The 26,272-nt window shown below is 72.8% G+C and carries 26 protein-coding genes; 9 read left to right on the top strand and 17 right to left on the bottom strand.

Features of this window, described 5'->3' with window-relative positions:
* Positions 1-16: 16 nt before the first annotated feature.
* Both ACZ5WG_RS17835 and ACZ5WG_RS17830 read right to left on the bottom strand, forming a co-directional pair.
* The gene (locus ACZ5WG_RS17835; protein ID WP_468724157.1) at positions 17-496 is read right to left on the bottom strand and encodes a nitroreductase family deazaflavin-dependent oxidoreductase; all 480 of its coding nucleotides are present in this window, start codon (positions 494-496) and stop codon (positions 17-19) included.
* On the bottom strand, positions 496-1,695 hold the full coding sequence (locus ACZ5WG_RS17830; RefSeq protein WP_468724155.1) for an acyl-CoA dehydrogenase family protein: 1,200 nt from the start codon (positions 1,693-1,695) through the stop codon (positions 496-498). Before ACZ5WG_RS17830 ends, ACZ5WG_RS17835 begins: the two co-directional genes overlap by 1 nt.
* A gap of 143 nt (positions 1,696-1,838) precedes the next feature.
* On the opposite strand from ACZ5WG_RS17830, the gene ACZ5WG_RS17825 reads away from it, so the two are divergent.
* The gene (locus ACZ5WG_RS17825; protein ID WP_468724154.1) at positions 1,839-3,032 is read left to right on the top strand and encodes a thiolase C-terminal domain-containing protein; all 1,194 of its coding nucleotides are present in this window, start codon (positions 1,839-1,841) and stop codon (positions 3,030-3,032) included.
* A gap of 1,550 nt (positions 3,033-4,582) precedes the next feature.
* Here the strand turns inward: ACZ5WG_RS17825 and ACZ5WG_RS17820 are convergent.
* Together ACZ5WG_RS17820 and ACZ5WG_RS17815 are read right to left on the bottom strand one after the other, a co-directional pair.
* Complete coding sequence (locus tag ACZ5WG_RS17820; RefSeq protein ID WP_468724153.1) at positions 4,583-4,918, bottom strand: CPCC family cysteine-rich protein; 336 nt, start codon at positions 4,916-4,918, stop codon at positions 4,583-4,585.
* 16 nt (positions 4,919-4,934) lie between these two features.
* Entirely contained in the window at positions 4,935-5,408 is a 474-nt protein-coding gene (locus ACZ5WG_RS17815; protein WP_468724151.1) for a hypothetical protein, read from the bottom strand.
* Positions 5,409-5,587: 179 nt separating this feature from the next.
* On the opposite strand from ACZ5WG_RS17815, the gene ACZ5WG_RS17810 reads away from it, so the two are divergent.
* Positions 5,588-6,283, top strand: a complete 696-nt coding sequence (locus ACZ5WG_RS17810) for a pyridoxine/pyridoxamine 5'-phosphate oxidase (RefSeq protein WP_468724149.1) — start codon at positions 5,588-5,590, stop codon at positions 6,281-6,283.
* 27 nt (positions 6,284-6,310) lie between these two features.
* Here ACZ5WG_RS17810 and ACZ5WG_RS17805 read toward each other — a convergent pair whose 3' ends face one another.
* The 3 genes from ACZ5WG_RS17805 to ACZ5WG_RS17795 form a co-directional block, all read right to left on the bottom strand.
* Entirely contained in the window at positions 6,311-6,625 is a 315-nt protein-coding gene (locus ACZ5WG_RS17805) for an FMN reductase (RefSeq protein ID WP_468724147.1), read from the bottom strand.
* Between the two features lie 68 nt (positions 6,626-6,693).
* Positions 6,694-7,110, bottom strand: a complete 417-nt coding sequence (locus ACZ5WG_RS17800; RefSeq protein ID WP_468724145.1) for a Zn-ribbon domain-containing OB-fold protein — start codon at positions 7,108-7,110, stop codon at positions 6,694-6,696.
* The gene (locus ACZ5WG_RS17795; protein WP_468724144.1) at positions 7,107-7,559 is read right to left on the bottom strand and encodes a DoxX family membrane protein; all 453 of its coding nucleotides are present in this window, start codon (positions 7,557-7,559) and stop codon (positions 7,107-7,109) included. The genes ACZ5WG_RS17800 and ACZ5WG_RS17795 overlap by 4 nt, the downstream gene beginning before the upstream one ends.
* A 161-nt stretch (positions 7,560-7,720) precedes the next feature.
* On the opposite strand from ACZ5WG_RS17795, the gene ACZ5WG_RS17790 reads away from it, so the two are divergent.
* The 3 genes from ACZ5WG_RS17790 (at position 7,721) to ACZ5WG_RS17780 (ending at position 12,313) form a co-directional block, all read left to right on the top strand.
* Positions 7,721-8,959 (top strand): flavin-containing monooxygenase, encoded by a 1,239-nt coding sequence (locus ACZ5WG_RS17790; protein ID WP_468724143.1) that lies wholly within the window; start codon positions 7,721-7,723, stop codon positions 8,957-8,959.
* Positions 8,960-9,168: 209 nt separating this feature from the next.
* Positions 9,169-11,403, top strand: a complete 2,235-nt coding sequence (locus tag ACZ5WG_RS17785; protein ID WP_468724142.1) for an acetate--CoA ligase family protein — start codon at positions 9,169-9,171, stop codon at positions 11,401-11,403.
* 106 nt (positions 11,404-11,509) lie between these two features.
* Positions 11,510-12,313 (top strand): enoyl-CoA hydratase/isomerase family protein, encoded by an 804-nt coding sequence (locus tag ACZ5WG_RS17780; protein WP_468724140.1) that lies wholly within the window; start codon positions 11,510-11,512, stop codon positions 12,311-12,313.
* Between the two features lie 12 nt (positions 12,314-12,325).
* Here the strand turns inward: ACZ5WG_RS17780 and ACZ5WG_RS17775 are convergent, their stop codons facing one another.
* Positions 12,326-13,117, bottom strand: a complete 792-nt coding sequence (locus ACZ5WG_RS17775) for a VOC family protein (RefSeq protein WP_468724138.1) — start codon at positions 13,115-13,117, stop codon at positions 12,326-12,328.
* 126 nt (positions 13,118-13,243) lie between these two features.
* Positions 13,244-14,167: a hypothetical protein gene (locus tag ACZ5WG_RS17770; RefSeq protein ID WP_468724137.1), complete on the bottom strand. Its 924-nt coding sequence runs from the start codon at positions 14,165-14,167 to the stop codon at positions 13,244-13,246.
* Positions 14,168-14,296: 129 nt separating this feature from the next.
* On the opposite strand from ACZ5WG_RS17770, the gene ACZ5WG_RS17765 reads away from it, so the two are divergent.
* Positions 14,297-14,938 carry a flavin reductase family protein gene (locus ACZ5WG_RS17765; protein ID WP_468724543.1) on the top strand — a complete coding sequence of 214 codons (642 nt, stop codon included), beginning with the start codon at positions 14,297-14,299 and terminating at the stop codon, positions 14,936-14,938.
* Positions 14,939-15,019: 81 nt separating this feature from the next.
* Here the strand turns inward: ACZ5WG_RS17765 and ACZ5WG_RS17760 are convergent, their stop codons facing one another.
* The 3 genes from ACZ5WG_RS17760 to ACZ5WG_RS17750 are packed head-to-tail and all read right to left on the bottom strand — an operon-like array spanning position 15,020 to position 18,237.
* The gene (locus ACZ5WG_RS17760) at positions 15,020-16,087 is read right to left on the bottom strand and encodes a Zn-dependent alcohol dehydrogenase (protein WP_468724135.1); all 1,068 of its coding nucleotides are present in this window, start codon (positions 16,085-16,087) and stop codon (positions 15,020-15,022) included.
* Complete coding sequence (locus tag ACZ5WG_RS17755; RefSeq protein ID WP_468724134.1) at positions 16,084-17,301, bottom strand: acyl-CoA dehydrogenase family protein; 1,218 nt, start codon at positions 17,299-17,301, stop codon at positions 16,084-16,086. Before ACZ5WG_RS17755 ends, ACZ5WG_RS17760 begins: the two co-directional genes overlap by 4 nt.
* A gap of 15 nt (positions 17,302-17,316) precedes the next feature.
* The gene (locus ACZ5WG_RS17750; RefSeq protein ID WP_468724133.1) at positions 17,317-18,237 is read right to left on the bottom strand and encodes an SDR family NAD(P)-dependent oxidoreductase; all 921 of its coding nucleotides are present in this window, start codon (positions 18,235-18,237) and stop codon (positions 17,317-17,319) included.
* Positions 18,238-18,346: 109 nt separating this feature from the next.
* On the opposite strand from ACZ5WG_RS17750, the gene ACZ5WG_RS17745 reads away from it, so the two are divergent.
* Positions 18,347-19,273: a cyclase family protein gene (locus tag ACZ5WG_RS17745; RefSeq protein WP_468724132.1), complete on the top strand. Its 927-nt coding sequence runs from the start codon at positions 18,347-18,349 to the stop codon at positions 19,271-19,273.
* 94 nt (positions 19,274-19,367) lie between these two features.
* Here ACZ5WG_RS17745 and ACZ5WG_RS17740 read toward each other — a convergent pair whose 3' ends face one another.
* Positions 19,368-19,952: a hypothetical protein gene (locus ACZ5WG_RS17740; RefSeq protein WP_468724131.1), complete on the bottom strand. Its 585-nt coding sequence runs from the start codon at positions 19,950-19,952 to the stop codon at positions 19,368-19,370.
* Positions 19,953-20,100: 148 nt separating this feature from the next.
* Between ACZ5WG_RS17740 and ACZ5WG_RS17735 the strand changes: the two genes are divergently transcribed.
* Positions 20,101-21,309 carry a sensor histidine kinase gene (locus tag ACZ5WG_RS17735; protein WP_468724129.1) on the top strand — a complete coding sequence of 403 codons (1,209 nt, stop codon included), beginning with the start codon at positions 20,101-20,103 and terminating at the stop codon, positions 21,307-21,309.
* Positions 21,306-21,968 carry a response regulator gene (locus ACZ5WG_RS17730; RefSeq protein ID WP_468724127.1) on the top strand — a complete coding sequence of 221 codons (663 nt, stop codon included), beginning with the start codon at positions 21,306-21,308 and terminating at the stop codon, positions 21,966-21,968. Before ACZ5WG_RS17735 ends, ACZ5WG_RS17730 begins: the two co-directional genes overlap by 4 nt.
* A 168-nt stretch (positions 21,969-22,136) precedes the next feature.
* On the opposite strand, the gene ACZ5WG_RS17725 is transcribed toward ACZ5WG_RS17730, so the two are convergent.
* From ACZ5WG_RS17725 to ACZ5WG_RS17710, 4 genes are all read right to left on the bottom strand, one after another.
* Complete coding sequence (locus ACZ5WG_RS17725; RefSeq protein WP_468724126.1) at positions 22,137-22,607, bottom strand: ATP-binding protein; 471 nt, start codon at positions 22,605-22,607, stop codon at positions 22,137-22,139.
* A 332-nt stretch (positions 22,608-22,939) separates the two neighbouring features.
* Positions 22,940-23,908, bottom strand: coding sequence for an acyl-CoA dehydrogenase family protein (locus tag ACZ5WG_RS17720; RefSeq protein WP_468724124.1), 969 nt, complete (start codon positions 23,906-23,908; stop codon positions 22,940-22,942).
* 5 nt (positions 23,909-23,913) lie between these two features.
* A complete protein-coding gene (locus ACZ5WG_RS17715) occupies positions 23,914-25,077 on the bottom strand; it encodes an acyl-CoA dehydrogenase (RefSeq protein WP_468724123.1) in 1,164 nt (387 codons plus the stop codon).
* On the bottom strand, positions 25,077-26,264 hold the full coding sequence (locus ACZ5WG_RS17710) for an amidohydrolase family protein (RefSeq protein ID WP_468724122.1): 1,188 nt from the start codon (positions 26,262-26,264) through the stop codon (positions 25,077-25,079). The genes ACZ5WG_RS17715 and ACZ5WG_RS17710 overlap by 1 nt, the downstream gene beginning before the upstream one ends.
* Positions 26,265-26,272: the final 8 nt, after the last annotated feature.

The following is a 26,272-nucleotide window of genomic DNA, read 5'->3' as shown; positions in this document are numbered from 1 at the left end:
CGGCCGACCGCCCCGATCAGCGACGCTCCAGGCGGAACAGCCGGATCTCGCGCTCGATGCGGGCCTGGTACGTCGCGTACGGCGGCCAGAACCCCAGCACCGCCTGCCACGCCGCCGCGCGCTCCTCGCCCTCCAGCAGCCGGGCCCGTACGGCGATGTCCTGGCCCTTCCAACTCACGTCCGCGTCAGGATGTTTGAGCAGGTTCCCGGTCCATGCCGGGTGCCCGGGGCGGCCGAAGTTGGAGCCGATGAGGAGCCAGCTGACGCCTCCTTCCTCCGGCATGCAGGCGAGCGGCGTGGTGCGCGGTTCGCCCGTCCTGGCGCCCTTGGCGGTCAGGATCACGCCGGGCAGCATCTGCGCGCTGAGCATGACCTTGCCGCGGGTCAGCTTGTGCACCGCCTTGTCCATGGCGGGGATGAAGTGCGGTGCGATCTTGGCGAACAGCATGGTCGAGGAGACCTTCTGCATCAGCTTGACGCCGGCTGCCAGGGCCATCAGACGGCCACCTTCTCCTGGGGGGTGGTGAACAGGCCCGCGCGGTGGGCGGCGTGCGCCCGCAGCCTGTGGACCGGGCCGAACAGCAGCTCGTCGGCCGCCGCCCGCTTGAAGTACAGGTGCGCGTCGTGCTCCCAGGTGAAGCCGATGCCGCCGTGCAGCTGGATCGCCTCGCCTGCCGTGACCCGCAGGGCCTCCAGGGCCTGGGCCAGGGCGAGGCCGCCCTGCATCGGGTCCCAGGCGGCGTAGTAGGCCGCCGAACGGGCCGCCTGTACGTGTACGTAGAGGTCGGCGAGGCGGTGCTTGACGGCCTGGAACGAGCCGACCGGCCGGCCGAACTGCTCGCGCTGGCGGACGTACTCCACCGTGCGGGCCAGCGCCTGCCCGGCCGCGCCGACCGCCTCGGCGGCGAGGACGGCGGAGGCGGCGCGCCCGGTGGCGGCGAGCGCGGCGAGGACGCCGCCGTCAGCGCTGTTGCCGGTATCGGCTCCGAGCAACTCAGCCGGTGTGTCGCGGAGTTGGACACGGGCTTGCGGCCGGGTCTCGTCCAGGGTGGCCTGCCGCGACCGGACGAGCCCGGGGGCGTCCTCCCGTACGAGGAACAGCAGGGTCCGGCTCCGGGCGAACCCGCCGGTGTGCGCGGCGACCAGCAGCAGGGAGGCGCTGTGCCCGTCGAGCACCTGGGCGACCTCGCCGTACAGCCGCCAGCCGCCGTCCTCGCCGGCCCTGGCCTGGACCCCGCCGGCCCGGCCCCCGCCGGCCCACTCCCCGGGGGCGTTCTCGCCGGTCAGCGCGAGGGCGGTGGACAGCGCCGGGCCGGGGACGGCGAGGGCCGCGGTGAGCCCGCCTGCGGCGAGCGGCGGGAGCAGTGCGGAGCACTGGGCCGCGGTACCGAGGGCGGTGATCAGCGGTACGGCGAGCACGGCGGTGGCCAGCAGCGGCGAGGGCAGCAGCACCCGGCCGGTCTCCTCGCAGGCCAGCGCCAGGTCTGCGGGGGAGCAGCCGACACCCCCGTACTCCTCGGCGACGGCGATGCCCGGCAGGCCGAGCTGCGCGGAGAGCTGCTGCCACAGCTCGCGGTCGTGTCCGGCGGCGGTGCGGACGGCGGCTTTGACCTCGTCCGGGCCGCAGCGTTTGCCCAGGATCTCGCGCAGGGTACGGCGCATCTCGTCCTGTTCCGCGGTGAAGGCGGCATCCATCGTCGGGCTCCTCCCCGTATCTGACGGGCCGTCATGTTAGGGCGGACGGCGACAGATGCACAGGGGGCGGGGGGCTCGGGTGTCACGGGGATCGGGCTGCGCGGACTAGAAACTGACGGGACGTCAGATGTACGGTCTGGTGCATGCCTGGACCCACGCCTGAACCTCGCAACGGACGCCGCCGGGTCGCCGTAGTCGGCGTCGCCCTCTCGGACTGCGGCCGGGTGGACGGCCCCACCCCGTACGCCCTGCACGCGCAGGCCGCCCGGCGGGCGCTGGCCGACTCCGGCCTGGACCGCTCCGTCGTCGACGGCTTCGCCTCGGCGGGCCTCGGCATCCTCGCACCGGTCGAGGTGGCCGAGTACCTGGGGCTGCGCCCCACCTGGGTCGACTCCACCTCGGTGGGCGGCTCGACCTGGGAGGTCATGGCGGCGCACGCGGCGGACGCGATAGCGGCCGGCCACACCAACGCCGTGCTGCTCGTCTACGGCTCGACGGCGCGAGCCGACATCAAGGCCCGGCGGCGCACCTCGAACCTCTCGTTCGGGGCGCGCGGGCCGCTGCAGTTCGAGGTCCCGTACGGGCACACGCTGATCTCCAAGTACGCGATGGCCGCGCGGCGCCACATGCACGAGTACGGCACGACGCTCGAGCAGCTCGCCTCGGTGGCCGTCCAGGCCCGGGCGAACGCGGCGACCAACCCGGACGCGATGTTCCGCGACCCGCTGACGGTTGACGAGGTCCTGTCCAGCGAGATGATCGCGGACCCCTTCACGAAGCTGCACTGCTGCATCCGCTCGGACGGCGGCTGCGCGGTGCTGCTGGCAGCGGAGGACTACGTACCGGACACCGCCAAGTCCCCGGTGTGGATCCTGGGCACCGGCACGTCCGTCTCCCACTCCACGATGTCGGAGTGGGAGGACTTCACCGTCTCCCCGGCGGCGGTCTCGGGCCGCCTGGCGTTCGAGCGGGCGGGCCTCAGCCCGGCGGACGTGGACCTCGCGGAGATCTACGACGCCTTCACGTACATGACCCTGGTCACCCTGGAGGACCTCGGCTTCTGCGCGAAGGGCGAGGGCGGGGCATTCGTGGAGAAGGGCCGCCTGCTGCGGGACGGGGAACTGCCGGTCAACACCGACGGCGGCGGCCTCTCGGCCTGCCACCCGGGCATGCGCGGCCTGTTCCTGCTGGTCGAAGCGGTCCGCCAACTCCGCGGCGAAGCAGGCCCGGCCCGCCAGGTCACCAAACCGGGCGGCCGCCTGCCCGAGGTGGCCCTGGCATCGGGCACGGGCGGCTGGTTCTGCTCATCGGGAACGGTGATCCTGGGACGGGGGTAGGGGCGGGGCACGCACTCGGGGCCGGAGAGACGGCCGGGAGTCCGGGGACGGGGCCGGCCGACTCGGGGCCGGGAGAGGTCCGCCGGTACCCCCGGGCCGGGGTCCGCGCATTCGGCGCCGGAGGGTCGCCGGAGGGCCAGGACGGCGAGAACCACGCACTCAGGGGTGGGAGGGTGGCCGGAGGCCAGGACGGCGAGAACCACGCACTCGGGGATGGGAGGGCTGACGGGGGCCAGGGCAGCGAGAACCACACACTCAGGGTCAGGAGGGTCGCCGGAGGCCAGGGCAGCGAGAACCAAGCACTCAGGGTCAGGAGGGTGGCCGGAGGCCAGGGGTCGGGGTCCGCGGACGCGGGGTCGGTGTGTGTCCGGGGGCGTCCCGGCAGTCCACTGTCCTTCCGTGTCGTGCCGGTCCCTCAAGGGCGCTCCTCCTTCGTCGTCGCGTCGCTTCGCGATGGCCTTCGGCCACCCTTGACCGACCGACCCGCCCCGGAATGCCATAAGACTGCCGGGAAGCCCCCGAAGGATGGCCGGGGGGTTCAGGGTTCCGATCAGCCCCGATCACAGATGCCGGGCAGGGGCCCCCGTCCATCCGGACCCAGCTCACCAGGACCAGCGAGCCGGGTCGGTGACGGGGCCGCGGGGAGGGGACGGCCCCCTGAAGGGCCCATAGGAAGCCCTTTCCGGACCCAGGTGGGGTCAACCTGCACCAGACAGCGAAGAGATGACCCTGCGGTGAGGGGTAGGCCCGTATCGCGTCAGATCGCTACGCGCTTCTCATCTCTCGGCGTCCGACGGCCGCCTGGGGCTGGACATAAGCCGCCCGGACACCTCCCATGGGCGGGTTTCCGGGCGTCTGCACGCTGTTGGGGGCGAAAAGAGGGCGGGAGGGAGCCTGATGCCGGATTTCTCCACCTCTCACTCCGACAAGGCGCCTTCTGACTCTCAACTGGCGAACAAAAGGGGCAAACAGTCCGCTGTCGCATGCCGGGCCGCCCCTGTGCCGGTCATGGGCGGCCTATGCCCAGCCCCAGACGGCCGCCGGACGCCAAACCGGTCGAAGCGCGTAGCGATTTGGGGCGTCCACGGCCCAACCGGCACCGCAGCGTCATCTCATCGCTGCCTGTGCAGGTTGACCCCACCCGAACCCGGAAAGGGTGCCTATGGGCCCTTCAGGGAGCCGTTCCCCTCCCCGCGCGCCCATCCCGACCCCTCTCGATGCTCCTGGTGGGCTGGGTGCGGATGGACAGGGGCTGCCGGTCAGGATCTCTGATGGGCCCTCATCGGAACATGAACCCCCCGGCCATCCTCCGGGGGCTTCCCGGCAGTCTGTTGGCATTCCGGGGCGGGCCGGTCGGTCAAGGGTGGAGCGCAGCGACATCGCGAAGCGACGCGACGAAGGAGCGCCCTTGAGGGACCGGCACGACACGGAAGGACAGTGGACTGACGGGACGCCCCCGGACCCCTCCCGACCCCGAGTCCACAGACCCCGGCCCGGGTGTCCCGGTCGGTCTCACCCGACCCCGAGCACACGGACCCCGCCCGCCCCGCCTAGTCGGCCGTGTCCCGGAGCTGGCGTTGCGCTTCCGATCGCCACAGGCCTTCGCCACCGCGGGTGAGGGACTCGGCGTGTTCTTCCGCCGCTTCCTCCAGGTAGTCCAGCCGGGCCTGCGCCAGGCTCAGCCAACCGTTGGGACCGCCGCGTACGAAGTGTGCGTCCGCATCGTCCTGCCCGTCGTCTTCCCAGCCGCACTCTGGGCAGATCTCGAAGTCGGCCCGCTCCTGCAGCGTCCGCTGGAAGCAGCAAGGGCACGCACGCGACCGCTCGTGGGCGGTTCTTCGGAAGCCACGGGCGCCATCGTTACGTCCTCCCGAACCGATCCGCAAGAAGGTGGCGCGTCGCTCAGTACTGCCAGCGGGGTTGGCTGCCGTCCAAACGGCAGTGGATCAGGCGGCCGTTCTCGGCATGGGTGGACCTGCCCAGGTCGGCCCTGCGGCAGAACTGCCCCGCCTTGTAGCAGTTCCCGGCGTTGGAGACGATCTCGCACGTGCCGCCGACGGGCTGGGGCGCCTCCTCCGTCGGCGCCTTGGTGGCGGGCGGCTTCGGTGCGCTGCCGCTCCCCCCGGTGGAGCCGGACGAGAGCGTACGGGTGGGGGCCGGCTTCGCGTCGGGCGTCTGTGCGGGTGGTTCGGCAGTCGTGGCGACGGGTGTGGGGGTGGCCGACGGGGAGGGCGTGGGCGTCGGGGAGGGGGGCGGCGTCGGGGAGGCCGACACGCTGGGCGAAGTGCTCGGCGGCAGCGACACGGCGGGACCGCCGCCGCCCTCAGCCGGGCCGCAGGCCACTGCCGTGCAGACCACCAGGAGGGCCACCGCCATGCGCCGGAGCGCACCGCCGCGCCGTCTGCCGCGTATGCCGCTCGTACCGCTCGCTCTACTGCCACTGCCGTGCATGATGGGCACCCACCTCGAGTCGTTGAAGGCTGCACATCATAGGAACGGCAGGGGCTCCGGATCCGGCGAATGCGGAAGCCGGGTCACGTGGTTCGATGAGCGGCATGACCCGCGAGATCAACAGCTCCGAGACGGACGAGATCGAGGCGTTCCACGCCACCCTGCACTCCCTGCGCGTGTGGGACGGCCCGCTGCCCGGCTTCGACCCCGGGGCCTCGCCCGCCGAGCCGTTGGCGCTGTTCCGGGAGTGGTTCCTGCACGCCGCCGAGGCGGGGCAGCCGGAGCCGCACACCATGAGCCTCGCGACGGTGGACGCCGACGGGCGGCCCGACGTACGCATCCTGATGCTGCACGACGCCGACGGGCACGGCTGGCACTTCGCCTCGCACGCCACCAGCGCCAAGGGCCGGCAGCTGGCCGGGCACCCGGACGCCGCGCTCGGGTTCTACTGGCCGGCCGTGGCCCGGCAGATCCGGATCCGCGGCCGGGTCACCGCCTGCGGGCCGCAGGAGAGCCGGGCGGACCTGGCGGTCCGCTCGCGGGGTGCGCTCGCGGCGGCGCTGACGGGCCGGCAGAGCGAGGTGCTGGGCTCGGTGCGGGAGCTGGCGGAGGCCTCGGCGGCCGCATGGGAGCGGGCGGGCGCCGAGCCGGACGCCCCGGCCCCGACCTGGACCCGGTACGTCCTGGACGCCGATGAGGTGGAGTTCTTCCAGGGTGACGCGGCCCGCCGCCACGTCCGGCTGCGCTACCGCCGCAACGGGGACGGCACCGGCTGGATCCGCGAGCTGCTCTGGCCCTAGCGGTGAGTGGGGAACGGGGGACGCAGGTCAGGCGCCGGTCAGCACTGCCGGTGCGCCGTCCGCGCCGTCCGCCTCCCTGAGGGAGACGGACAGGGCGCGGGCCTCGTGTTCGGTCATCCGGGAGGTCTCGTACGGCGCGGCCTTGACCCAGCGCTGCGTCAGCCGGGCGATCCGCCCGCCGTACCGCTCCGCTGTGATCCGGTCGCCGCGCGATCCGGCGTGCTCGGGCCCCTGGTCGGTGCGGCTCTGGCTCATCGGGCCCAGCCACGAGCCGAGCCGGTTCACATCGTCGCGGGCGGAGATGATCGGGCCGGGCATCGGCTGGGCGACCGGCGACGTCACCGGTGCACCGCCAGCGGCGGGCGCCGGAGATCGTCGCCCCGCCGGGATGGCGTCGCCCGCCCGTTCCGTCAGGAGTTCCCCGGGCGGAACACCGCCACGTGGACGCCCTCCGCCGACTCGCGGAACGTCACCCGGAGCGGCATCCCGATGCGCAGGTCCGCCGGGGCGCAGTCCACCACCTCGGTCATCATCCGCGGGCCCTCGGCCAGGTCGACCACGGCCGCCGTGTACGGGACGCGCGCGGCGAACGGCGGGAGGTCGTTCCGGTGGATCACCGACCAGGTGTAGAGGGTGGCGCGGCCGCTCGCCGGCTCCCAGGTCACCCGGTCCTCGCCGGCCCAGCAGAACGGGCAGAACTCCCGCGGGTAGTGATGGGCCCGCCCGCAGTCCGCGCAGCGGCGCAGCAGGAGCCGGCCCTCGGCGGCCGCGTCCCAGTAGGGGCGGGTGAAGTCGTCGATCTCGGGGAGGTCGTGGCGGGTGCTCACAGGAAGAGTCCCGTCGCCGCGTCGAGGGACCAGGTCTGCCAGGCCATCGCGAGGAGGGCGACGAGCGAGATGAGGGCCATCATCGCGTTCTGGCCCTGCTCGGCCCAGTCGTGGATCATGAGGATCAGGTAGAGCAGGTTCAGGAGCAGGCCGCCGACCAGGGCGATCGGCGTGAGGAAGCCGAGGACCAGGCCCAGGCCGAGGGCGAGTTCCGCGTAGACGACGATGTACGCCATCAGCCGCGGGCGCGGCTGGACGACCTTCTCGAAGCCGCCCTTCACGAACGGCCAGCGGTGCTTGCCGGCGACGTCGGCGGCCCAGGCTATGCCGGTGCCGCGTTCGAACCAGCCCTTCTTGTCCTTGTGCCGCCAGCTCTCCAGCCACCACAGGCCGAGGCCTATCCGGAGCACGGCGAGCCATTCGGCCCCACTGAGCCAGACGGTCTGCATCGGGCCCTCCTCCCTTGATCTGACGGTACGTCAGTTCAGCGGATCCAGGGCGATCCCGCAAGGGTCCCGCCCGGGCCCGGAAGCCGTCCGTGATCGATCCGCAATCGATTCCCTCCTCGTCCGAGACCCATCAACGCTGTGTGTCGATACGATCACTCCTCATGCCCGGAGTCCCCACATCCCCTGACTTGACCACCCAGCCCCGCCCGGTGTACGTGATCGGCGCCGGCCCCGGCGGCCTCGCCGCAGCCGCCGCGCTGCGCGCCCGCGGGGTCCGCGCGGTGGTCGTCGAGAAGTCCGACGAGGTCGGCACCTCCTGGCGGAACCACTACGACCGCCTCCACCTGCACACCACCCGCCGGCTCTCCGCCCTGCCCGGGCTGGCCATGCCGCGCCGCTTCGGCCGGTGGGTCTCGCGCGACGACGTGGTGCGGTACCTCGAGAAGTACGCCGAGTTCCACGAGCTGGAGCTCGTCACCGGCGTCGAGGTGACCCGGATCGACCCGGCCCCCGGAGGGGACGGCTGGCTCCTGCACGCCACCGGCGGGCGGGTGCTCGACGCCCGGGCCGTCGTCGTCGCCACCGGGTTCAACCACACGCCCGCGCTGCCCGAGTGGCCGGGCCTCGACTCGTACGCCGGGCAGCTGCAGCACGCCCGCGACTACCGCAACGCCGCCCCCTTCGAGGGCCGGGACGTGCTCGTCGTCGGCACCGGCAACACCGGCGCCGAGATAGCCGTCGACCTGGCCGAGGGCGGGGCCGCGCGGGTGCGGCTCGCCGTGCGCACCGCACCGCACATCGTGCGCCGCTCCACCGCGGGCTGGCCCGCGCAGCGCAGCGGGATCCTGGTGCGGCGGCTGCCCGTACGGTTCGTGGACCGGCTGTGCGCGCTCATCGCCAAGGCCTCCGTCCCCGATCTGGCCGCGTACGGGCTGCCGCGCCCCGGCACCGGCCTGTACAGCAGGGTCAAGGAGGGCGCGATCCCGGTCCAGGACGTCGGCCTGATCGACGCCGTACGCACGGGCACGGTGGAACCGGTCGCCGCCGTCGCCTCCTTCGAGGGCGCCGAGGTGGTCCTCGCGGACGGTTCGCGGATCACCCCGGACGTGGTCGTCGCGGCCACCGGATACCGCCGCGGCCTGGAGCCCCTGGTCGGGCACCTGGACGTGCTCGACGGGCGCGGGCGGCCCCGTACGCACGGCACCCGCACGCCCGCGCAGGCCCCCGGCCTGTACTTCACCGGCTTCTCCAACCCCATCAGCGGAATGTTCCGCGAGATGGCCCTGGACGCCGAGAAGATCGCCAAGGCCCTTTCCCGCCGGCTCGGCCCCCGAACCGGCCTTCCGCCGGCCGAGCCCCTCCCGGACACGGGCCTGCGCCCGGTCGACCCCCTCGCGTAGCCGCCGGGCCGCGCTTTCCGGTCGTCTTCTCCCGCCTCCCGCAGAACAGGCCGAATCCGGTCCTGGACCCGTCCCGACGGGATCTGGGACCGTTCCACACATCACCTCCACCAGCTTTCCTACGCAGCACTGTTCCTGACGACGCGTCAGTTCAGTAATCTGACTACGCGTCAGTTATTGAGGTTCATCGAGCAGGAGCGGGCGGAACGATGCTTGGATCTACTCACGGCACCCTCACCACCGACTTCCGCGCACGTGTCGAGGCCTGCGGGGAGTCCCCCAGGACGGCCGTCCACTCCACGGCGGCCCCGTCCGCCGCGGACACGGTCGCGGTGGACGTCAGCGGAAGGCCTCTGCACGCCGATGTCCCCGACCTGGACCGGTTCTTCCGGCCCGAGTCCGTGGCCGTCATCGGCGCCTCCGACGCCGAGGGCAGACCGAACACCGGCATCACCCGCCAACTCATCGCCTGGGCGGAGCGCGTCGGCGCCCGGATCCACCCCGTACACCCCACCCGCCCCTCCGTCTTCGGGCTGGCCTGCCACGCGTCCGTGGCCGACCTGCCCGAGCAGGTGGACCTCGCCGTCCTCCTCGTCGGCGATCCGCTGCCGGTGATCGAGGAACTGGCCGAGGCCAAGGTGAAGTTCGCCGTCGCCTTCGCCTCCGGCTTCGCCGAGACCGGAGACGCCGGCGCCGCGGCCCAGGCCCGGCTCGCCGCCGCGGTCCGGCGGTCGGGCCTGCGCCTCCTCGGCCCCAACACCAACCTCAACGCCTTCGAGGAGTTCCGCGACGACCTCGACGGCCCGGCGATCGCCCTGATCACCCAGTCCGGCCACCAGGGACGGCCCGTCTACACCCTCCAGGAGCTGGGCATCCGGCTCTCCCACTGGGCTCCCACGGGCAACGAGGCCGACCTCGAGACCTCCGACTTCATCTCCTACTTCGCCGAGCAGCCCGAGGTCGGCGCCATCGCCTGCTACGTGGAAGGCCTCAAGGACGGCCGCCAGTTCCTCCTCGCCGCCGACCGGGCCGCGCGCAACGGGGTGCCCGTCGTCGCCGTCAAGGTCGGCCGCACCGAGACCGGCGCCCGGATGGCCGCCTCCCACACCGGGAAGCTGACCGGCGCCGACACCGTCGTGGACGCCGCGATGCGGCAGTTCGGCGTCATCCGCGTCGATGGGCTGGACGAGCTCCAGGACACCGCCGCGCTGCTCGCCCGGGCCCGTAAACCGCTGGCCGACGGGGTCGTCGTGTACTCCATCTCCGGCGGCACCGGAGCCCACTTCTCCGACCTGGCGACCGAGGCCGGACTCGTCCTGCCGACCCTCTCCCAGGCCAGGCAGGACGAGCTCCACCAGTGGATCCCGGAGTACCTGAACGTCGCCAACCCCGTCGACAACGGCGGCCACCCGGTCGGCGACTGGCGCGGCCGGAAGATCATCGACACGATCCTCGCCGATCCGGCGGTGGGCGTGCTGATCTGCCCGATCACCGGGCCCTTCCCGCCCATGAGCGACAGGCTCGCGCAGGACCTGGTGGACGCCGCCGAGCAGAGCGACAAGCTGATCTGCGTCATCTGGGGCTCCCCGGTCGGCACCGAGGAGGCCTACCGCAGCACCCTGCTCGGCTCCTCCCGCGTGGCCACCTTCCGTACGTTCGGCAACTGCATCACCGCCGTCCGCGCCTACCTCGGCCACCACCGGTTCACCTCCGCCTACCGCTCCCCCTTCGAGGACGCGCCGCGGACCCCGTCGCCCTCGTACCGCAAGGCGCAGGCGCTCATGCGCCCGGGCCAGCAGCTCAGCGAGCACGCGGCGAAACAGCTGCTGCGGGCCTACGGGATACGGGTCCCCCGCGAGCAGCTCGTGACCAGCGCGGCGGCTGCGGTACGGGCGGCCGGCCTGGTCGGCTACCCGGTGGTGATGAAGGCCTCGGGGCCGCAGCTCGCGCACAAGACGGAGCTGGGCCTGGTGAAGATGGGCCTGACCTCGGCGAGCCAGATCCGCGACGCGTACCGGGAGCTGACGGACATCGCCCGCTACGAGGACGTCCCGCTCGACGGCATCCTGGTCTGCCAGATGGTGGAGCGGGGGGTGGAGATGGTCGTCGGCGTCACGCAGGACGACCTCTTCGGCCCGACGGTGACCGTGGGGCTGGGCGGCGTCCTGGTAGAGGTCCTGCACGACGCGGCGGTACGGGTCCCCCCGTTCGGCGAGGACCAGGCGCGGGCGATGCTGACCGAGCTGCGCGGGCATGCGCTGCTGGAGGGCGTACGGGGAGCCCCGCCGGCGGACGTGGACGCGCTGGTGGAGGTCGTGCTGCGGGTGCAGCGGATGGCGCTGGAGCTGGGCGGAGTGCTGTCCGAGCTGGACATCAACCCGCTGATGGTGCTCCCGCGGGGGCAGGGGGCGGTGGCGCTGGACGCCCTGGCCATCTGCCGCTGAGCCGCCGCTGCGTACCGGCTGAGCCTCCGGGAGACGGCTCCGCGCAGCGGCAACCTGCGCCCGCGGCCCGCATCTACCACTCGCACCCCGAAGGGGAGTTCAACCGATGACCAGCGCCCGCACCGACGAAGTCCTCCACCGCATCGAGAGCGGCGTCTCGTGGATCACCCTCAACCGCCCTGAGGCCATGAACGCCGTCACCTGGGACCAGCGCGAGCGCGTCATCGCCCTCCTCGCCGAAGCCTCCGCCGACCCCGCCGTGCGGGCCGTCGTCGTCACCGCCACCGGCAAGGGCTTCTGCGCGGGCGCCGACCTGCGCGGCGCTCCCGCCGCAACAGGCGAAAGGGTCGCGGGCGACGTGGCCCGCATGATCCGGCTCGGCGCGCAGCGCCTGATCACCGCCGTGCTCGACTGCGAGAAGCCGGTCCTCGCCGCCGTCAACGGCACGGCCGCCGGCATCGGCGCCCACCTCGCCCTCGCCTGCGACCTCGTCATCGCCGCCGAACCGGCGCGCTTCATCGAGGTGTTCGTCCGCCGCGGCCTGGTCCCCGACGGCGGCGGCGCGTACCTGCTCCCGCGCCTGGTCGGCCCGCAGAAGGCCAAGGAGCTGATGTTCTTCGGCGACGCCGTCCCGGCGGCCGAGGCCGAGCGGCTCGGCCTGGTCAACAGGGTCGTCCCGGCCGAGGAGTTGGAGACCACCGCCCGGGAGTGGGCGGAGCGCCTCGCGCAGGGCCCGACCCGCGCCCTCGCGCTGACGAAACAGCTGGTCAACGCCTCCCTGGACGGTGGCCGGGCAGCCGCACTGGCCGCCGAGGCCACCGCTCAGGAGATCAACATGACCACCGCCGACGCGAACGAGGGCGTGGCGAGCTTCGTGGAGCGCCGCTCACCCAAGTACCTCGGGCGGTAGCCGGCGCGCCGCTCACATCTCGGGGTTGGGCTTCAGCAGGGCGAACACCGCGCCGTACGGGTCCGCCACCCATGCGATCCGGCCGACGTCGGGCACGTCCGCCGCGGGCATGAGCACCGACCCGCCGTTCCCCTTGGCCGCGGAGACGGTGGCGTCGACGTCCGCGACGTTGAAGTACGGCACCCAGCGCGGCTTCTCGACGCCGCCGCCCGCGCCCTCGCCCATGGGCGCGATCCCGCCGAACGAGGTCTGCTGCTGGTCGCCGTCCTTGAGGCTGAGCACGCGGTAGGTCATCCCGGGCGCCTCCATGTCCTGGCTGCGCCAGCCGAAGACGCCGTTGTAGAAGCCGACGGCCGCGGCCGGGTCGGGTACGTGCAGCTCCGCCCAGACCAGGCTGTTCTCGGCGGAGGCCAGCCCCAGCCCGGCGGTCTTCCCGGGCTGCCAGACGGCGAACTCGGCGCCCTGCGGGTCGGTGGCCTGCGCGAGCCAGCCCTCGCCCATGACGTCCGTGGGCTCCATCCGGATCTTCCCGCCGCCGGACTGGACGGCCTTGACGGTGGCCTGGACGTCCGGGCTCATGAAGTGCACCATCCAGGCGGTCTTCGCCCCGTCCTCGGTGAGCGGCCCGAGCGCTGCGACGGTCTTGCCGTCCACCTGGAAGAACCCGTACCCGCCGGCCTCGGGTCCCAGGGCGGTGAAGGACCAGCCGAAGACCGAGCTGTAGAAGGCGGCGGCGCCGTCGGTGTCGGGGCTGCCGAGGTCGAGCCAGACGGGCGATCCGATACGGAAGTCGGTGCCGAGCATGCGGGTCCTCCTGGGAGACGGGTGGATCGGGCCGGGGGCCACGATGCCGACCTGTCCCTGGGCTGTCCGGCGTACGGGTCCTGCCGGGGCAGTGGTTCACCCGTACGGGCGAACGCCGGGCCCGCGCTACAGGCGGTGCAAGGTGGTGACATCGGGGTCGTCCGGATCGCGGGTCACGTAGAACAGCTCGGGCCGGTCGGCCGTGCCGGCCACCTGCCAGTCGCCGAAGCTGCAGCCCTCGATCGAGAGCGAGACGCGATCGCGCGGCCCGCGGTGGAAGATGCCGCCGGAATCGCGCTCCGGCTCGAACTTCCACGTCCCGGTCCCCGAGCAGGTGTCCCACAGACCGGGGTTCCTCTGCTCCGGCGGCAGGTTGCCGGCCTCCGCCTCGCCGTTCTCACGGAGGCTCAGCCGGTACGCACCGCCGGCGCCGATCCACTCCCCGACGTACCGGCTCCGCTCCATCCGCGGCGGCTCGTACGCGTGGAAGCCGGTCCGCACCTGGAGGAAGCCGCCGAGCGCGGTGACGAGCAGGGCGATCCCGGTGAGGGCGCCGACCCTGGCCAGCATGCCGCTCCACCGCAGCCACCGGTGGCGGGCGTACCAGGCCGCCGCCACCGGGAGCACCCCGGCGCCCGCGATCCAGGCCGCCGTCCAGCCGAACGGGACGTCCCAGAGGGAAGTGACCCACCATGTGTGGGCGGCGGTGAGTGCGGCGGCCCCGACCGCCGCCCAGAGCGCCCCCCGGGCCGCCTCCCATCGCCGGCCGCCCAGGAGCCGGGCCAGGGCCATCGCCGGGAGGGTGAACAGCACCCAGTGCAGGTATGCGGCCAGGACCACCAGGAGGAGCAGCCGGGGAACCACGGCGGCGAGAGCGGCTCCGAAGCTGATCTCGTGGTCGTCGCGCATGCCGGTGGTGGCGAGGAAGACCGCTCCCGCGACGACGAGTTGCGCGATGAAGGCCAGCTCCGCCCCGGTCGCCAGGCGCGACCATCTGCCTCCCTGCGCGGCCGGATCCGGCGCCGGCCCGTGCGCCTCTGGTATCTCCATGGCCCCCACCCCATCAATTGAACACGTTCAATCAATGGGGACGATACACCTCCCCGAGTCGCCCGTCCGCAGCCCTTCCCATCTGACGGACCGTCAGGTTCAATCGTGAACGTGATGGGACACGCAGGGATGGCGGCCACCGTCGTCCGATACCTCAGGTCAGTCGGCTCCCCCACCTCCGCCCCGTCGGAGCAGGACCCGGATACCGGCCACGTCGATGCGCTGCCGCGCCCCGAGCTGCGGGCCGTCGGCGACGACGAGCGCGCGCCCGTCAGCCCCGCCGAGTTCCGGGCCGTGCTCGGGAACTTCGCCAGCGGTGTCACCGTCATCACGGCCCCGCCCGCCGAGGGCGAGGACGGGCCCGCCGGCTTCGCCTGCCAGTCCTTCGCGTCACTGTCCCTGGACCCGCCCCTGGTCACGTTCATGGTGGCCCGTACGTCGACCACCTGGCCGCGGATCGCCCGTGCCGGGGTGTTCTGCGTCAACATCCTGGGCGCCGAGCAGGGCGGGCTGTGCCGGGCCTTCGCCGTCAGCGGCGCCGACAAGTTCGCCGGGATCACCCACACCCCCGCCCCCGTGACCGGGTCACCGCAGCTCGAGGCCGTGCCCGCCTGGATCGACTGCCGGATCCACGCCGTGCACACCGGCGGGGACCACCTGATCGTGGTCGGCCGGGTCGAGGCCATGGGCGCGGCCGGGGAGGGCGACCCGCTGCTCTTCCACAAGGGCCGCTTCGGCCGTTTCGGCGACCTCGACGACCTCGGCCACTGATCCGGCGCCCCGGCAGCCGGGACGGCTCGGCCTTCGGCCGGGGGCCTCGCCGGTGGGCGCGGTCCCCGGCTCCGGCCGGCGTCAGAAGGTCAGCACCCCGCGGGCCACACGGCCGTGCCGGGCGTCGTCCACGGCCTTCGCGAAGTCCTCGACCGGGTAGGTCTCCGTGACGAGTTCGTCGAGCAGCAGCTTCCCCTGCCGGTAGAGCTCGGCGTACAGGGCGATGTCCCGCTGCGGGCGGGAGGAGCCGTAGCGGCAGCCCATGATGGTCTTGTCCAGGTACATGGACGAGACCTGGAACGAGGCCTCCTCCTTGAAGCCCGGTACGCCCAGCAGGACCGCCTGTCCGTGCCGGTCCAGGAGGTCGATGGCCTGGCGGATCAGCTTGACGTTGCCCACGCACTCGAAGGCGTGGTCGGCGCCCGTCGGGAGGATCTCGCGGACCGCCGCCGAGGAGTCCGCCACGGCCGAGGCGTCGATGAAGTGCGTGGCCCCGAACTGCCGGGCCACCGCCTCCTTCGCCGGGTTCGCGTCCACCGCGACGATGGTGGTCGCCCCCGCGATCCGGGCCCCTTGCAGCACGTTGAGCCCGATGCCGCCGGTGCCGATGACGACCACCGATTCGCCGTGGTCCACGCGGGCCCGGTTCAGTACGGCCCCCACGCCGGTCAGGACACCGCAGCCGATGAGCGCCGCCGAGGTGAGCGGGATGTCGTCCGGGATCTTCACCGCCTGGACGGCCTTGACGATCGTCCGCTCGGCGAAGGCCGAATTGGAGGCGAACTGGAAGAGCGGCTTCCCGCCCCGCGAGAACGGCTGCCCCGGCATCCCGATCGCCTTGCGGCACATGGTCGGCCGTCCCCGGTCGCAGTCCGCGCAGGCCCCGCAGTTCGCCAGGGTCGACAGCGAGACGTGATCGCCCGGCGCCACGTGCGTCACTCCGGACCCGACCGCCTCCACCACCCCCGCGCCCTCGTGCCCCAGCACCACCGGCGGCGGGAACGGAATCGTCCCGTCGATCACCGAGAGGTCGCTGTGGCACAGCCCGGCCGCCACGATCGCGACCAGCACCTCCCCCGGCCCCGGGTCGCGGATCTCGAGGTCCTCGACCACCTGGGCCTGCTTGCCGTCGAACACGACGCCTCTCACCTGGGCTCCTTAGGCAGGCCGAGCACGCGCTCGGCGATGATGTTCCGCTGGATCTCGTCCGAGCCGCCGTAGATCGTGTCGGCGCGGGTGAACAGGAACAGGCGCTGCTCCTCGTCGAGTCCGAGTTCGTACGGGAGGCCGGGCGCCCACGCCGCCGGCCCGGCGGAGGCCGCGGCTCCGCGGACCGCCACCGCCAGCTCGCCGAGCCGCCGGTGCCAGCCGCCCCACAGCAGCTTGGCCACGCTCGGCGCACCCGGGTCCGCGGCGGTGCCCAGCGTCCGCAGGGCGTTCCAGCGCATCGTGCGCAGCTCGGCCCATTGCCGTACGAGGCGCTCGCGCAGTACGGGGTCCCCGGCACCGGAGGCCGCGCCCGGGGCCGCGCCCGCAGCCACGTAGGCCCCGAGCACCCGCTCCAGCTCCGCCGCGAACCCGATCTGCTGGACCAGAGTGGAGACCCCGCGTTCCAGGGCGAGCAGGCCCATGGCCACCGTCCAGCCGTTGCCCTCCCCGCCGACGGCCTCCGCCGCCACCGCCCCGTCGAAGAACACCTCGTTGAACTCCGAGGTCCCCGACATCTGGCGGATCGGCCGGACGTCGACCCGCCCCGGCTGGTCCATCCGTACGAGCAGGAAGGACAGCCCGTGGTGGCGCCGGGACCCGGGCTCAGTCCGGGCCAGCACGAAGCACCAGTCCGCGTCCCGGGCCAGCGAGGTCCAGATCTTCTGCCCGGTGACGCGGAACAGGCCGTCGGCGGCGTCCCGTACCGCCGTCGTACGGATCCCCGCGAGGTCCGATCCGGCGCCCGGCTCGCTGTACCCCTGGCACCACAGCTCCTCGCCGCGCGCGATGCCGGGCAGGAAGCGGTCCCGCTGGTCGGGGGACCCGTACGCGATCAGGGTCGGCGCGAGGAGGTTCTCCCCGATGTGGCCGACCCGGCCGGGGGCGCGCAGCGCCGCGTACTCCTCGGCCCAGACGACCTGGCCGGTGAGGGAGAGCCGCCGGTTGCCGTACCCCTCGGCCTCCCAGCCCTGGCCGATCCAGCCGCCGCGGCCGAGCTCGCGCTCCCAGGCGCGCCGGGCGTCGACCCCCTCGTGCTCGCTGCCGGGCCCGCCGAGACCGAGGGCCTGCGCGTACGGGCCCACGAGGTGCTCGGTGAGCCAGGCCCGGGCGCGGGCGCGCAGTTCCTCGTCCTCGGCCCCGAAGCTGAAGTCCATGTCGTCCGGGCTCCCCTACGCGTTGGGGCGGTCCTTGGCGGCCGCCGCCTTGGCCATGGCCTCCAGCTGCGCGAGCATCGGCATCGGGTCGGTGCCCACCGTCCCGGGCAGGAAGTCGGCGATCTTCTCGGGGGTCCAGGAGCCCTCGGCGTAACCGGCGCGCAGCTCGCGCGGCTGCGCCCAGACGGCGATCTTCGGGCCGGCGATCGTGTAGACCTGCCCGGTGATCCTCTCGCCGGCGACGGCGACGGCCTTGTCGGAGAGCAGGTAGGTGACGAGCGCCGCGACGTCCTCGGGCTCGCCGATCTCCTTGAGCTCCATGGGGACGTTCGCCGACATGCGGGTGCGGGCGACGGGTGCGACGGCGTTGGCGGTGACCCCGTACTTGGCCAGCCCGAGCGCGGCGGAGCGGACGAGGGAGATGATCCCGCCCTTGGCGGCGCTGTAGTTGGCCTGGGCGACGGAGCCCTGGTGGTTGCCGCTGGTGAAGCCGATGAGGGTGCCGGAGCCCTGGCGGCGCATGACGGCGGACGCGGCGCGGAAGACGGTGAAGGTGCCCTTGAGGTGGGTGGCGACGACCGGGTCCCACTCCTCCTCGGACATGTTGAACAGCATCCGCTCGCGCAGGATGCCGGCGACGCACACGACGCCGTCGATGCGGCCGTACCGGGCAAGGGCCGTGTCGACGATGCGCTGGCCGCCCGCCATGGTGGAGATGTCGTCGGCGACGGCGACGGCCTCGCCACCGGCGGCCTGGATCTCCTTCACCACGCCGTCGGCTATCTCGCTCGTCGGCTCCCCGCCCTCGATGCCGACGCCGTAGTCGTTGACGACGACCTTGGCGCCCTCGGCGGCCGCGGCGAGTGCCACGGCCCGCCCGATGCCCCGGCCCGCGCCGGTGACGGCCACGACCTTGCCGGCCAAGAAGTTCCCCACGCCCGACCCCTTTCCCCATTTTCTGACGGACCGTTAGATTCTATGGGCAGTCAGATACGAGAGCACAAGCCCCAGTTCGTCTCGCATCCACAAGGAGCTGATGAGATCCATGGGCATGCCCCCCGAGTTCCACGACATCGCCAAGCGCATCAACAACTGGGGGCGCTGGGGCGCCGACGACGAGGTCGGCACCCTGAACCTGATCACGGCGGAGGTGGTACGGGCGGCTGCCGCCGAGGTCCGCACCGGCCTGCGGATCCCCCTGGCGCTCCCCCTGAAGGAGGACGGGGTGCAGGCGGGGCTGATCCCCGGGCGGGTCAACCCGCTGCACACGATGGTGCAGATCAACCAGGAGCTCTTCGGGCCGGGCACGGTGGCGTGCAGCGACGACGCCGTGACGATGGGCCTCCAGTCGGCCACCCACTGGGACGCCCTGACGCACGTCTCGCACTCGGGCCGCATCTACAACGGCCGCCCCGCGTCCACGATCACCGCACACGCCCGCGCCGAGTTCAGCGGCATCGACAAGGCCACCCCCATCCTCTCGCGGGGCGTCCTGCTGGACGTGGCCCGCGCCAAGGGCCTGGACCGGCTGCCGGGGAGCCACGCGGTGACCCCCGAGGACCTGGCGGAGGCGGAGGAGTTCGGCGGGGTCACCGTCCGGGCCGGGGATATCGTCCTGGTCCGCACCGGCCAGATCCAGGTCTACCTGGCGGGCGACAAGCACGGCTACGGCTTCCCGTCGCCCGGACTGTCCGTCCGTACGCCGGAGTGGTTCCACGCGCGGGACGTGGCGGCCGTCGCCAATGACACCCTGACCTTCGAGATCTTCCCGCCGGAGATCGAGAACCTGTGGCTGCCGGTGCACGCGCTGGACCTGGTGGAGATGGGCATGCACCAGGGCCAGAACTGGAACCTCGAAAAGTTGTCCACAGCCTGTGCAGAAGAAAACCGGTACAGCTTCTTCCTCTCGGCCATGCCGGAGCCCTTCGTCGGAGGCGTCGGCACCCCGGTCGCCCCGGTGGCCGTCCTCTGACAGCGCGATGTGGGCGCAACTCGCCTCAACCCTCCATCAGTTGAGGCGAGATTGCGCTGCCACCGCCCTGCCGCCCATCACGGCGGCGGCCCCGTCAGCGGTAGCGGGCTGCGGCTGCTGCGAAGGCGGGGGCCTCGGCGGGGGTCAGGGCCGCGACGGTGACCCAGGAGAGGTCGGCGAACTCGATGTTCATACGGCCCTTCTGGAGCAGGCCCGTCGCGTTCGCGCGGACGACGGTGATCGCCGATCGCGGGACCTCCCAGTACTGCTTCATCTCGGGCGTCGACTGCCACAGCGGCGAGACGTCCGTCAGGGCGAACCAGCGCCGGTCCGTCACCACGAGGACGTCCGTCGCCGAGCCGTACGCGCCGGCGCGGCTGATCAGGAACCGGCCGGCCGCGCTCTGCCAGCCGCCCTCCATGCCCTTGCCGTCCGCCGGGCCGGGGATCCGGTCGGCCGATTCCCGGCGCGGATCGTGCGAGCGGGCCTTGAAGAGCTGCTGGAGGGAGCGCGGGAGCTTCTCCTCGATCCGCCGGCCGAGCGCCGCCGGCTCCGGCGGCGCGAGCAGGTCCTCCGGAGGGCTCGGCACGCCCGGACCCGGTTCGCAGGCACATACGGCGATCAACTGCTCGTCGGGCTGCAGGAATTCCTCGGCCTGGCGACGCCTGTCCTGGTTCAACGCGCTTGCTCCTACTGCTGAGTAACATCGGTGCGTACCCAATTGTCCTCGAAGCGGAATGCCTCGTTACCACCGGGCCCCACACCCTCCTGCGGGATGCATCCCGCAGGCCGATGCCGGTGCCGCGTACGGTCGTTAGGGTCGCGGCATGGACACCTCATCAGGGCAGACGGCCGGGGGCCGGCCCGCCATCCGGTGGCAGACCGCGGCCCTCTGGGCGGGCGCCGGGCTGGGCACCCTCGTGCTGTCGAACCTCGCGTTTCGCGTACCCCTCGGCTTCGGGGGCCGGATCTTCGAAGTGGGGCCGCTCCTCGCGATCATCGGCGTGCCGACCGGCGTCCTCCTGGTGCGGCGGGCGCCGCTCACCACCCTCGCCCTGATGCTCCTCGGCACGTACCTGATGCTCTTCCTCGGCCACACGCCCGCGCTCACCCTCGCCATGGTGCTGCCCGCCGCGGTGGCGCTCGGCGTGGTCGCGGCCAGCCGGTCGCGCGGGGTGACCCTGTCGGCCGTGAGCATCACCGTCCTGCTGCTGCTCACCGCCCAGTTCGCCCTGCCCGTGACCGGCTCCGCCCGCGTCCTCACCCAGAGCCAGCTGCCGATCGTCGTCCTTGCCTGGCTGATGGGGGACTCCGTACGGCGCGGCCGCGAGTCCGCCGCGCAGGCGCAGGCCATCGCCACCGAGCAGGCCCTCACCGACGAGCGGCTGCGCATCGCCCGCGAGTTGCACGACATGGTCGCCCACAGCATCGGCGTGATCGCCATCCAGGCCGGGGTCGGCAGCCGGGTCATCGGGACGCAGCCCGCGCAGGCCCGCGAAGCGCTGCAGGCCATCGAGGCCACCAGCCGCGAGACCCTCGCCGCCCTGCGCCGCACACTGGTCGCCCTGCGCCGCAGCGATCCGGTGTCGGCGGCGCCCGCGCCGGGCCTGGACGGCATCGAGCGGCTGGCCGCGGCCACCGCGAGCGATACGGGCGTACCCGTGGACGTGGTGTGGGCCGGGGAGCGGCGGCCACTGCCGGCCGACATCGAGCTGGCTGCGTTCCGCATCGTGCAGGAGTCGCTGACCAACGTGGTCCGGCACGCACACGCCGACGGCTGCCGGGTGGGCGTCGCGTACGGGCGCCGGGAACTGGCCCTGGAGATCACCGACGACGGGCGGGGCATCCCGGAAGACGGCCCGGCCGGCGCCGGATTCGGCATCACGGGCATGCGGGAGCGCACCACCCTGCTGAACGGCCGGTTCGAGGCCGGGCCGCGGGCCGGCGGTGGCTTCCGGGTGGCGGCGGTCCTGCCCCTGGAGCAGCCGGAACAGCCGGAACAGCCCGTGGTACGGGAACGGGAGGAGAAGCGATGAGCGGCAGCAGCAGCGTCCGCGTACTGCTCGCCGACGACCAGCCCTTGGTGCGGTCGGGACTGCGCGTCCTGATGGCCGACACCCCGGACCTCGAGGTCGTGGGCGAGGCCGCGAACGGCGCCGAGGCGGTCCGGCTGACCGCCGAGCTCGCCCCCGACGTGGTGGTGATGGACATCCGGATGCCGGAGATGGACGGCATCGAGGCCACCCGCCGGCTCACGGCCGGCCCCGGCGCCGCCCGTGTGCTGATCCTGACCACCTTCGACGAGGACGACCACGTGTACGGGGCGCTGCGCGCCGGCGCGAGCGGTTTCGCCGTGAAGGACATGGCGCTGGACGACATCCTCGCGGCGGTGCGCGTGGTCGCGGCCGGCGACGCCCTCATCGCGCCGGGCGTGACGCGCCGCCTGATAGCCGACTTCGTCGCGGGCCCGGCGCCCGCCCCTGAGCGCGCCCCGGCGATCACGGGCCGGGAGCAGGAGGTGCTGACCCTGGTGGGGCGGGGCCGGTCGAACAGCGAGATCGCACAGGACCTGTTCATCACGGTGGCGACGACGAAATCGCACGTGGCGCGGCTGCTGACGAAGCTCGACGCCCGGGACCGGGTGCAACTGGTGATCAAGGCGTACGAGATGGGGCTGGTCACGCCGCCCCGGTGAAGGCGGCGCGGTCCAGCGGGTGGCGGCGCGCGGTCGTGCACGCCCCGAGCGCGGCACGGCAGCCGCCACCCCACGACCCGCACTCGTCAAGGTCTGCCCTTGGCGTCCCCTCGCGACGAATCGCTCAGTACAAGGGTGATCAACAGTTGACGAACCGTCAACACCTCGTTAGAGGTACACGCGCGGTTCCCGTTTCGACCCGCATACTCTGTTCGAGCCTTCACCCCGCTCGGGTGCGCAGTCCGCGGGCTTGTCGGCACGGTCGATCTCGCACCAGATCCGCTTGCCCGCGCCCTCGTGCTGCCAGCCCCAGCGGTCGGCCAGCCCGTCCACCAGCTCCAGCCCGCGCCCGCCCGTGTCGTCCCCGGCGGCCTGCCGCCGGGCCGGGCCGCGGGAGCTGGCGTCGGCGACCTCGACGCGCACCCCGGGCTCCCCGAACAGCATCCGCAGGACGGCCGGGCAGCCGGTGTGCACGACGGCGTTGGTGACCAACTCGGAGATCAGCAGGATCAGCGTCTCGGCGAGCGGCTCGTCGTCCCCTATGCCCGACCCGGCCAGCCGGGACCGCGCCCAGCGGCGGGCCCGGCCGACCTCGGCGGGATCCGGTCCTACCTCCAGCTGAACCTGAAGCACCTGCACCGCTCACACCATCCGAACCGGCGGACACTTCGCCTCGCGACAGGATGGGATCACCGACTGTGATCCCCTTGCGGAGCAGCATGGTTGACATACAGTCACCACAACAAGCGCTTCGGGCATATTCCAGCGCGAAGGAGTAGGCGTGGTGCATACTGTGCGACGCTCACGCCGCTCAACCGCTCGCATTCCCGGGAGCGTACCGGAGCAGGCCCCCGACTCCGGGCCGCAATGAGCCGGGCCAAGGACACAAACCGATATCAACTCTCTGTAATCGGACATGCGTCCCGGTCCGTCCCGACCGTGCCCCGTTCCGCCCCGTTCGTGACAGCGAGCTACCCCCCTGCGATCGGCAGCTCCTCCTCGATGAGTTCCCCAGCTAGGTGTTCCCGGGCGAGGAGTTCCCCGGCGAGGAGTTCCCGGGCGAGGAGTTCCTCCGCCTCCCCCGCCGTCCGCCACTGCTCGGCCCGCACCCAGGCCCGCTTGAGGTGCAGATGGACATCGGCCTCCCACGTGAAGCCCATCCCGCCGTGCACCTGCAGGCAGTCCCGGGCGTTGCGCACGGCTGCCCCGTCGGCCAGCAGCTTGGCCCCGGCCACCTCCGCCGGGTCCGCCGTGACCGCCGCCGCGTAGACCGCCGTACGGGCCACCTCGGCCCGCACCAGCATCTGCGCGCACAGGTGCTTGACCGCCTGGAACGCCCCGATCGGCTGCCCGAACTGCTCGCGCTCCCGCGCGTACTGGACCGCCAGCTCCACCGTGCGCAGCGCGCTGCCCGCCTGGAGGGCGGCCGTCAGCAGCGCGCCCTCGTCGCGGTGGGGCGCAGCCGCGCTCCCCGGCGCCGCCACCCGGTGCAGCGGGGTGAGGGGGTCCGCCGAGCGCACCGGCTCACCCGAAGGGAGCAACGGTGTACCGAGCACCGCGTCCGCGTCCGCGAGGTGGGCCACCAGCGGCCCGCCGCCCCCGCCCAGGTCGAACGCGGTGACCACCGCGGTCCCCGCCGCCGCCCCCGGTACAGTCCCGGCCGCCAGGTGCGTGGCGACCAGCGGCCCCGGCAGCAGGACCCGCCCGGCCTCCTCGAAGACGAGGACCGCCTCGGGCAGCCCGAGCCCGACCCCGCCGTCCGCCTCAGGGAGCCGCAGCGCGAAGAACCCCGCCTCGCCGAGCTCCCGCCACAGCGCCCGGTCCAGGGCTCCGCCCGAGTCCACCGAGGCCCGCAGCGCCTCGCGCCCGTACCGGCCCGCCAGCAGGTCCCGTACGCCGGCCCGCAGGTCCTGCTGCTCCTCGGTCAACCGGAAGTCCACGGCCCTCACCGGCCCTTCGGGAGGCCGAGGATCCGCTCGGCGACGATGTTCTGCTGGATCTGCGAGGTGCCCGCCGCGATGGTGTACGAGAGGGAGGAGAGCCGGTCGAGCACCCATTCCTCGTCGAGCGCGAGGGAGTCCGCCCCCAGGACCTCCGCCGCCGTGTCGTACAGCTCCTGCCGCGCGTGCGAGTAGGCGAGCTTGAAGACGGAGCCGCCGGTGCCGGGGACCCCGCCGGTCCTCTCGGACTCGCTCACGTTCCACTGGGTGAGCCGCCACAGGGCGCCGAACTCCCCGTACAGCCGCCCGAGCCGGCGCCGCAGCACCGGATCGTCCCACCGGCCGTTCGCCTTCGCGGTGCGCGCGAGCCCGCCCAGGGTGCGGCGGCAGGCGACGACCTCGCCGACGAAGGCCGTCCCCCGCTCGAAGGAGAGGGTGACCATGGTGACGCGCCAGCCGTCGTTCTCCGCCCCGACCCGGTTCGCGACGGGCACCCGGACCTCGTCGAGGAACATCTGCGCGAACTCCGTCGACCCCGCGAGGGTGCGCAGCGGCCGGACCGTCACCCCGGGGGCGTCCATGGGCATGGCCAGCCAGGAGATCCCGCGGTGTTTCGGGACGGCCTCGCTGATGGGCTCCGTCCGTACGAGCAGTTCGCACCAGTCGGCGACCTCCGCGTGCGAGGTCCAGATCTTCGAGCCGGTGATCACGTAGTCGTCGCCGTCGCGCACGGCGCGCGTGCGCAGCGAGGCCAGGTCGGAGCCCGCGCCGGGCTCGCTGAACCCCTGGCACCACACCTCGTCCCCGCGCAGTACGGGCGGCAGCCAGCGCGCCCGCTGCGCCGCGGTGCCTTCGGCGGCGATGGTCGGGCCGGCGTGCAGCAGTCCGACGAAGTTGGCTCCGACGTACGGGGCCCCGGCGCGCTCGGTCTCCTCCAGGAAGATCAGGTGCTGGGTCGGGGTGGCCCCGCGCCCGCCCGCGTCGAGCGGCCAGTGCAGCCCGGCGTACCCGGCGTCGTACAGCCGGCGCTGCCAGCCGGCGTCGTAGGCGCGGCGGCCGGGCCAGTCGTCGGGGGACGGCCTGGCGGGCAGCTCGGGCAGCACCTTGGCGAGCCATGCGCGCAGCCGGGCGCGGAACTCCTGCTCCTCGTCGGTGTGGGTCAGATCCATCAGACGAGGTCCAGGCCCAGCATGCGGATGGCGTTGCCGCGCATCAGCTTGTAGACCGTCTCGTCGTCCAGCCCCTTCACGTGGTCGAGGGCGACCTCCTTGGTGTGCGGGAAGGTCGAGTCCACGTGCGGGTAGTCGGTCTCGAAGGTGGCGTTGTCGCGGCCGACGACGTCGAGCGAGGCGATGCCGTGCTTGTCGCGGAAGAAGCAGCAGAACATCTGCCGGTAGTAGTACGTGGACGGCGGCTCGGGGATCAGGTCGCGGACCCCGCCCCAGGCGCGGTGCTCCTGCCACACGTCGTCGGCGCGCTCGAGGGCGTACGGGATCCAGCCCATCTGGCCCTCGCTGTAGGCCAGCTTCAGCGTCGGGAACTTCACCAGCACCCCGCTGAACAGGAAGTCCATCATCGAGGCCATGGCGTTGTTGAAGCTGAGCGAGGCCTGGACGGCGGGCGGCGCGTCGGGGGAGGCGGCCGGCATCTGGGAGCTGGACCCGATGTGCATGTTGACGACGGTCCCGGTCTCCTGGCAGACGGCGAAGAAGGGGTCCCAGTAGCCGGAGTGGATGGAGGGGAGCCCGAGGTAGGTGGGGATCTCGGAGAAGGTCACGGCGCGCACCCCGCGGGCGGCGTTGCGGCGGATCTCGGCGACGGCCAGGCCGATGTCCCAGAGCGGGATGATGCACAGCGGGATCAGCCGGCCGCCGCTGTCGCCGCACCACTCCTCGACCATCCAGTCGTTGTAGGCGCGCACGCAGGCGAGGGCGACCTCCTTGTCGTGGGCCTCCGCGAAGGTCTGCCCGCAGAAGCGCGGGAACGTCGGGAAGCACAGCGAGGCCTCGACGTGGTTGAGGTCCATGTCGGCGAGGCGCGCCTTGGGGTCCCAGCAGCCGCGGCGCATCTCCTCGCGGGTGATGCCCTCGAGGGTCATGTCGTCGCGGTCGAAGCCGACGGCGGCGATGTTGCGCTTGTACGGGAACTTCAGGTCCTCGTAGATCCACCAGTCGGTCGGCGGGCCGGCCGGGTCCATGGAGATCACGTACTTGCCGCCCGTGTACTCGAGCTCGCCGATGCCGGCGGTGAGCGCCTTGGGCCCGCGGTCGCGGTACTTGGCCGGCAGCCAGACGTCGAAGAGGTGCGCGGGTTCGATGACGTGGTCGTCGACGCTGATGATCCGAGGCAGTTCCATGGTGTCCC

The sequence above is a fragment of the Streptomyces sp. NPDC032745 genome (assembly GCF_055579465.1).
Note: the sequence above shows the minus strand (reverse complement) of the source record. Positions and strands in the feature narration are given on the sequence as shown.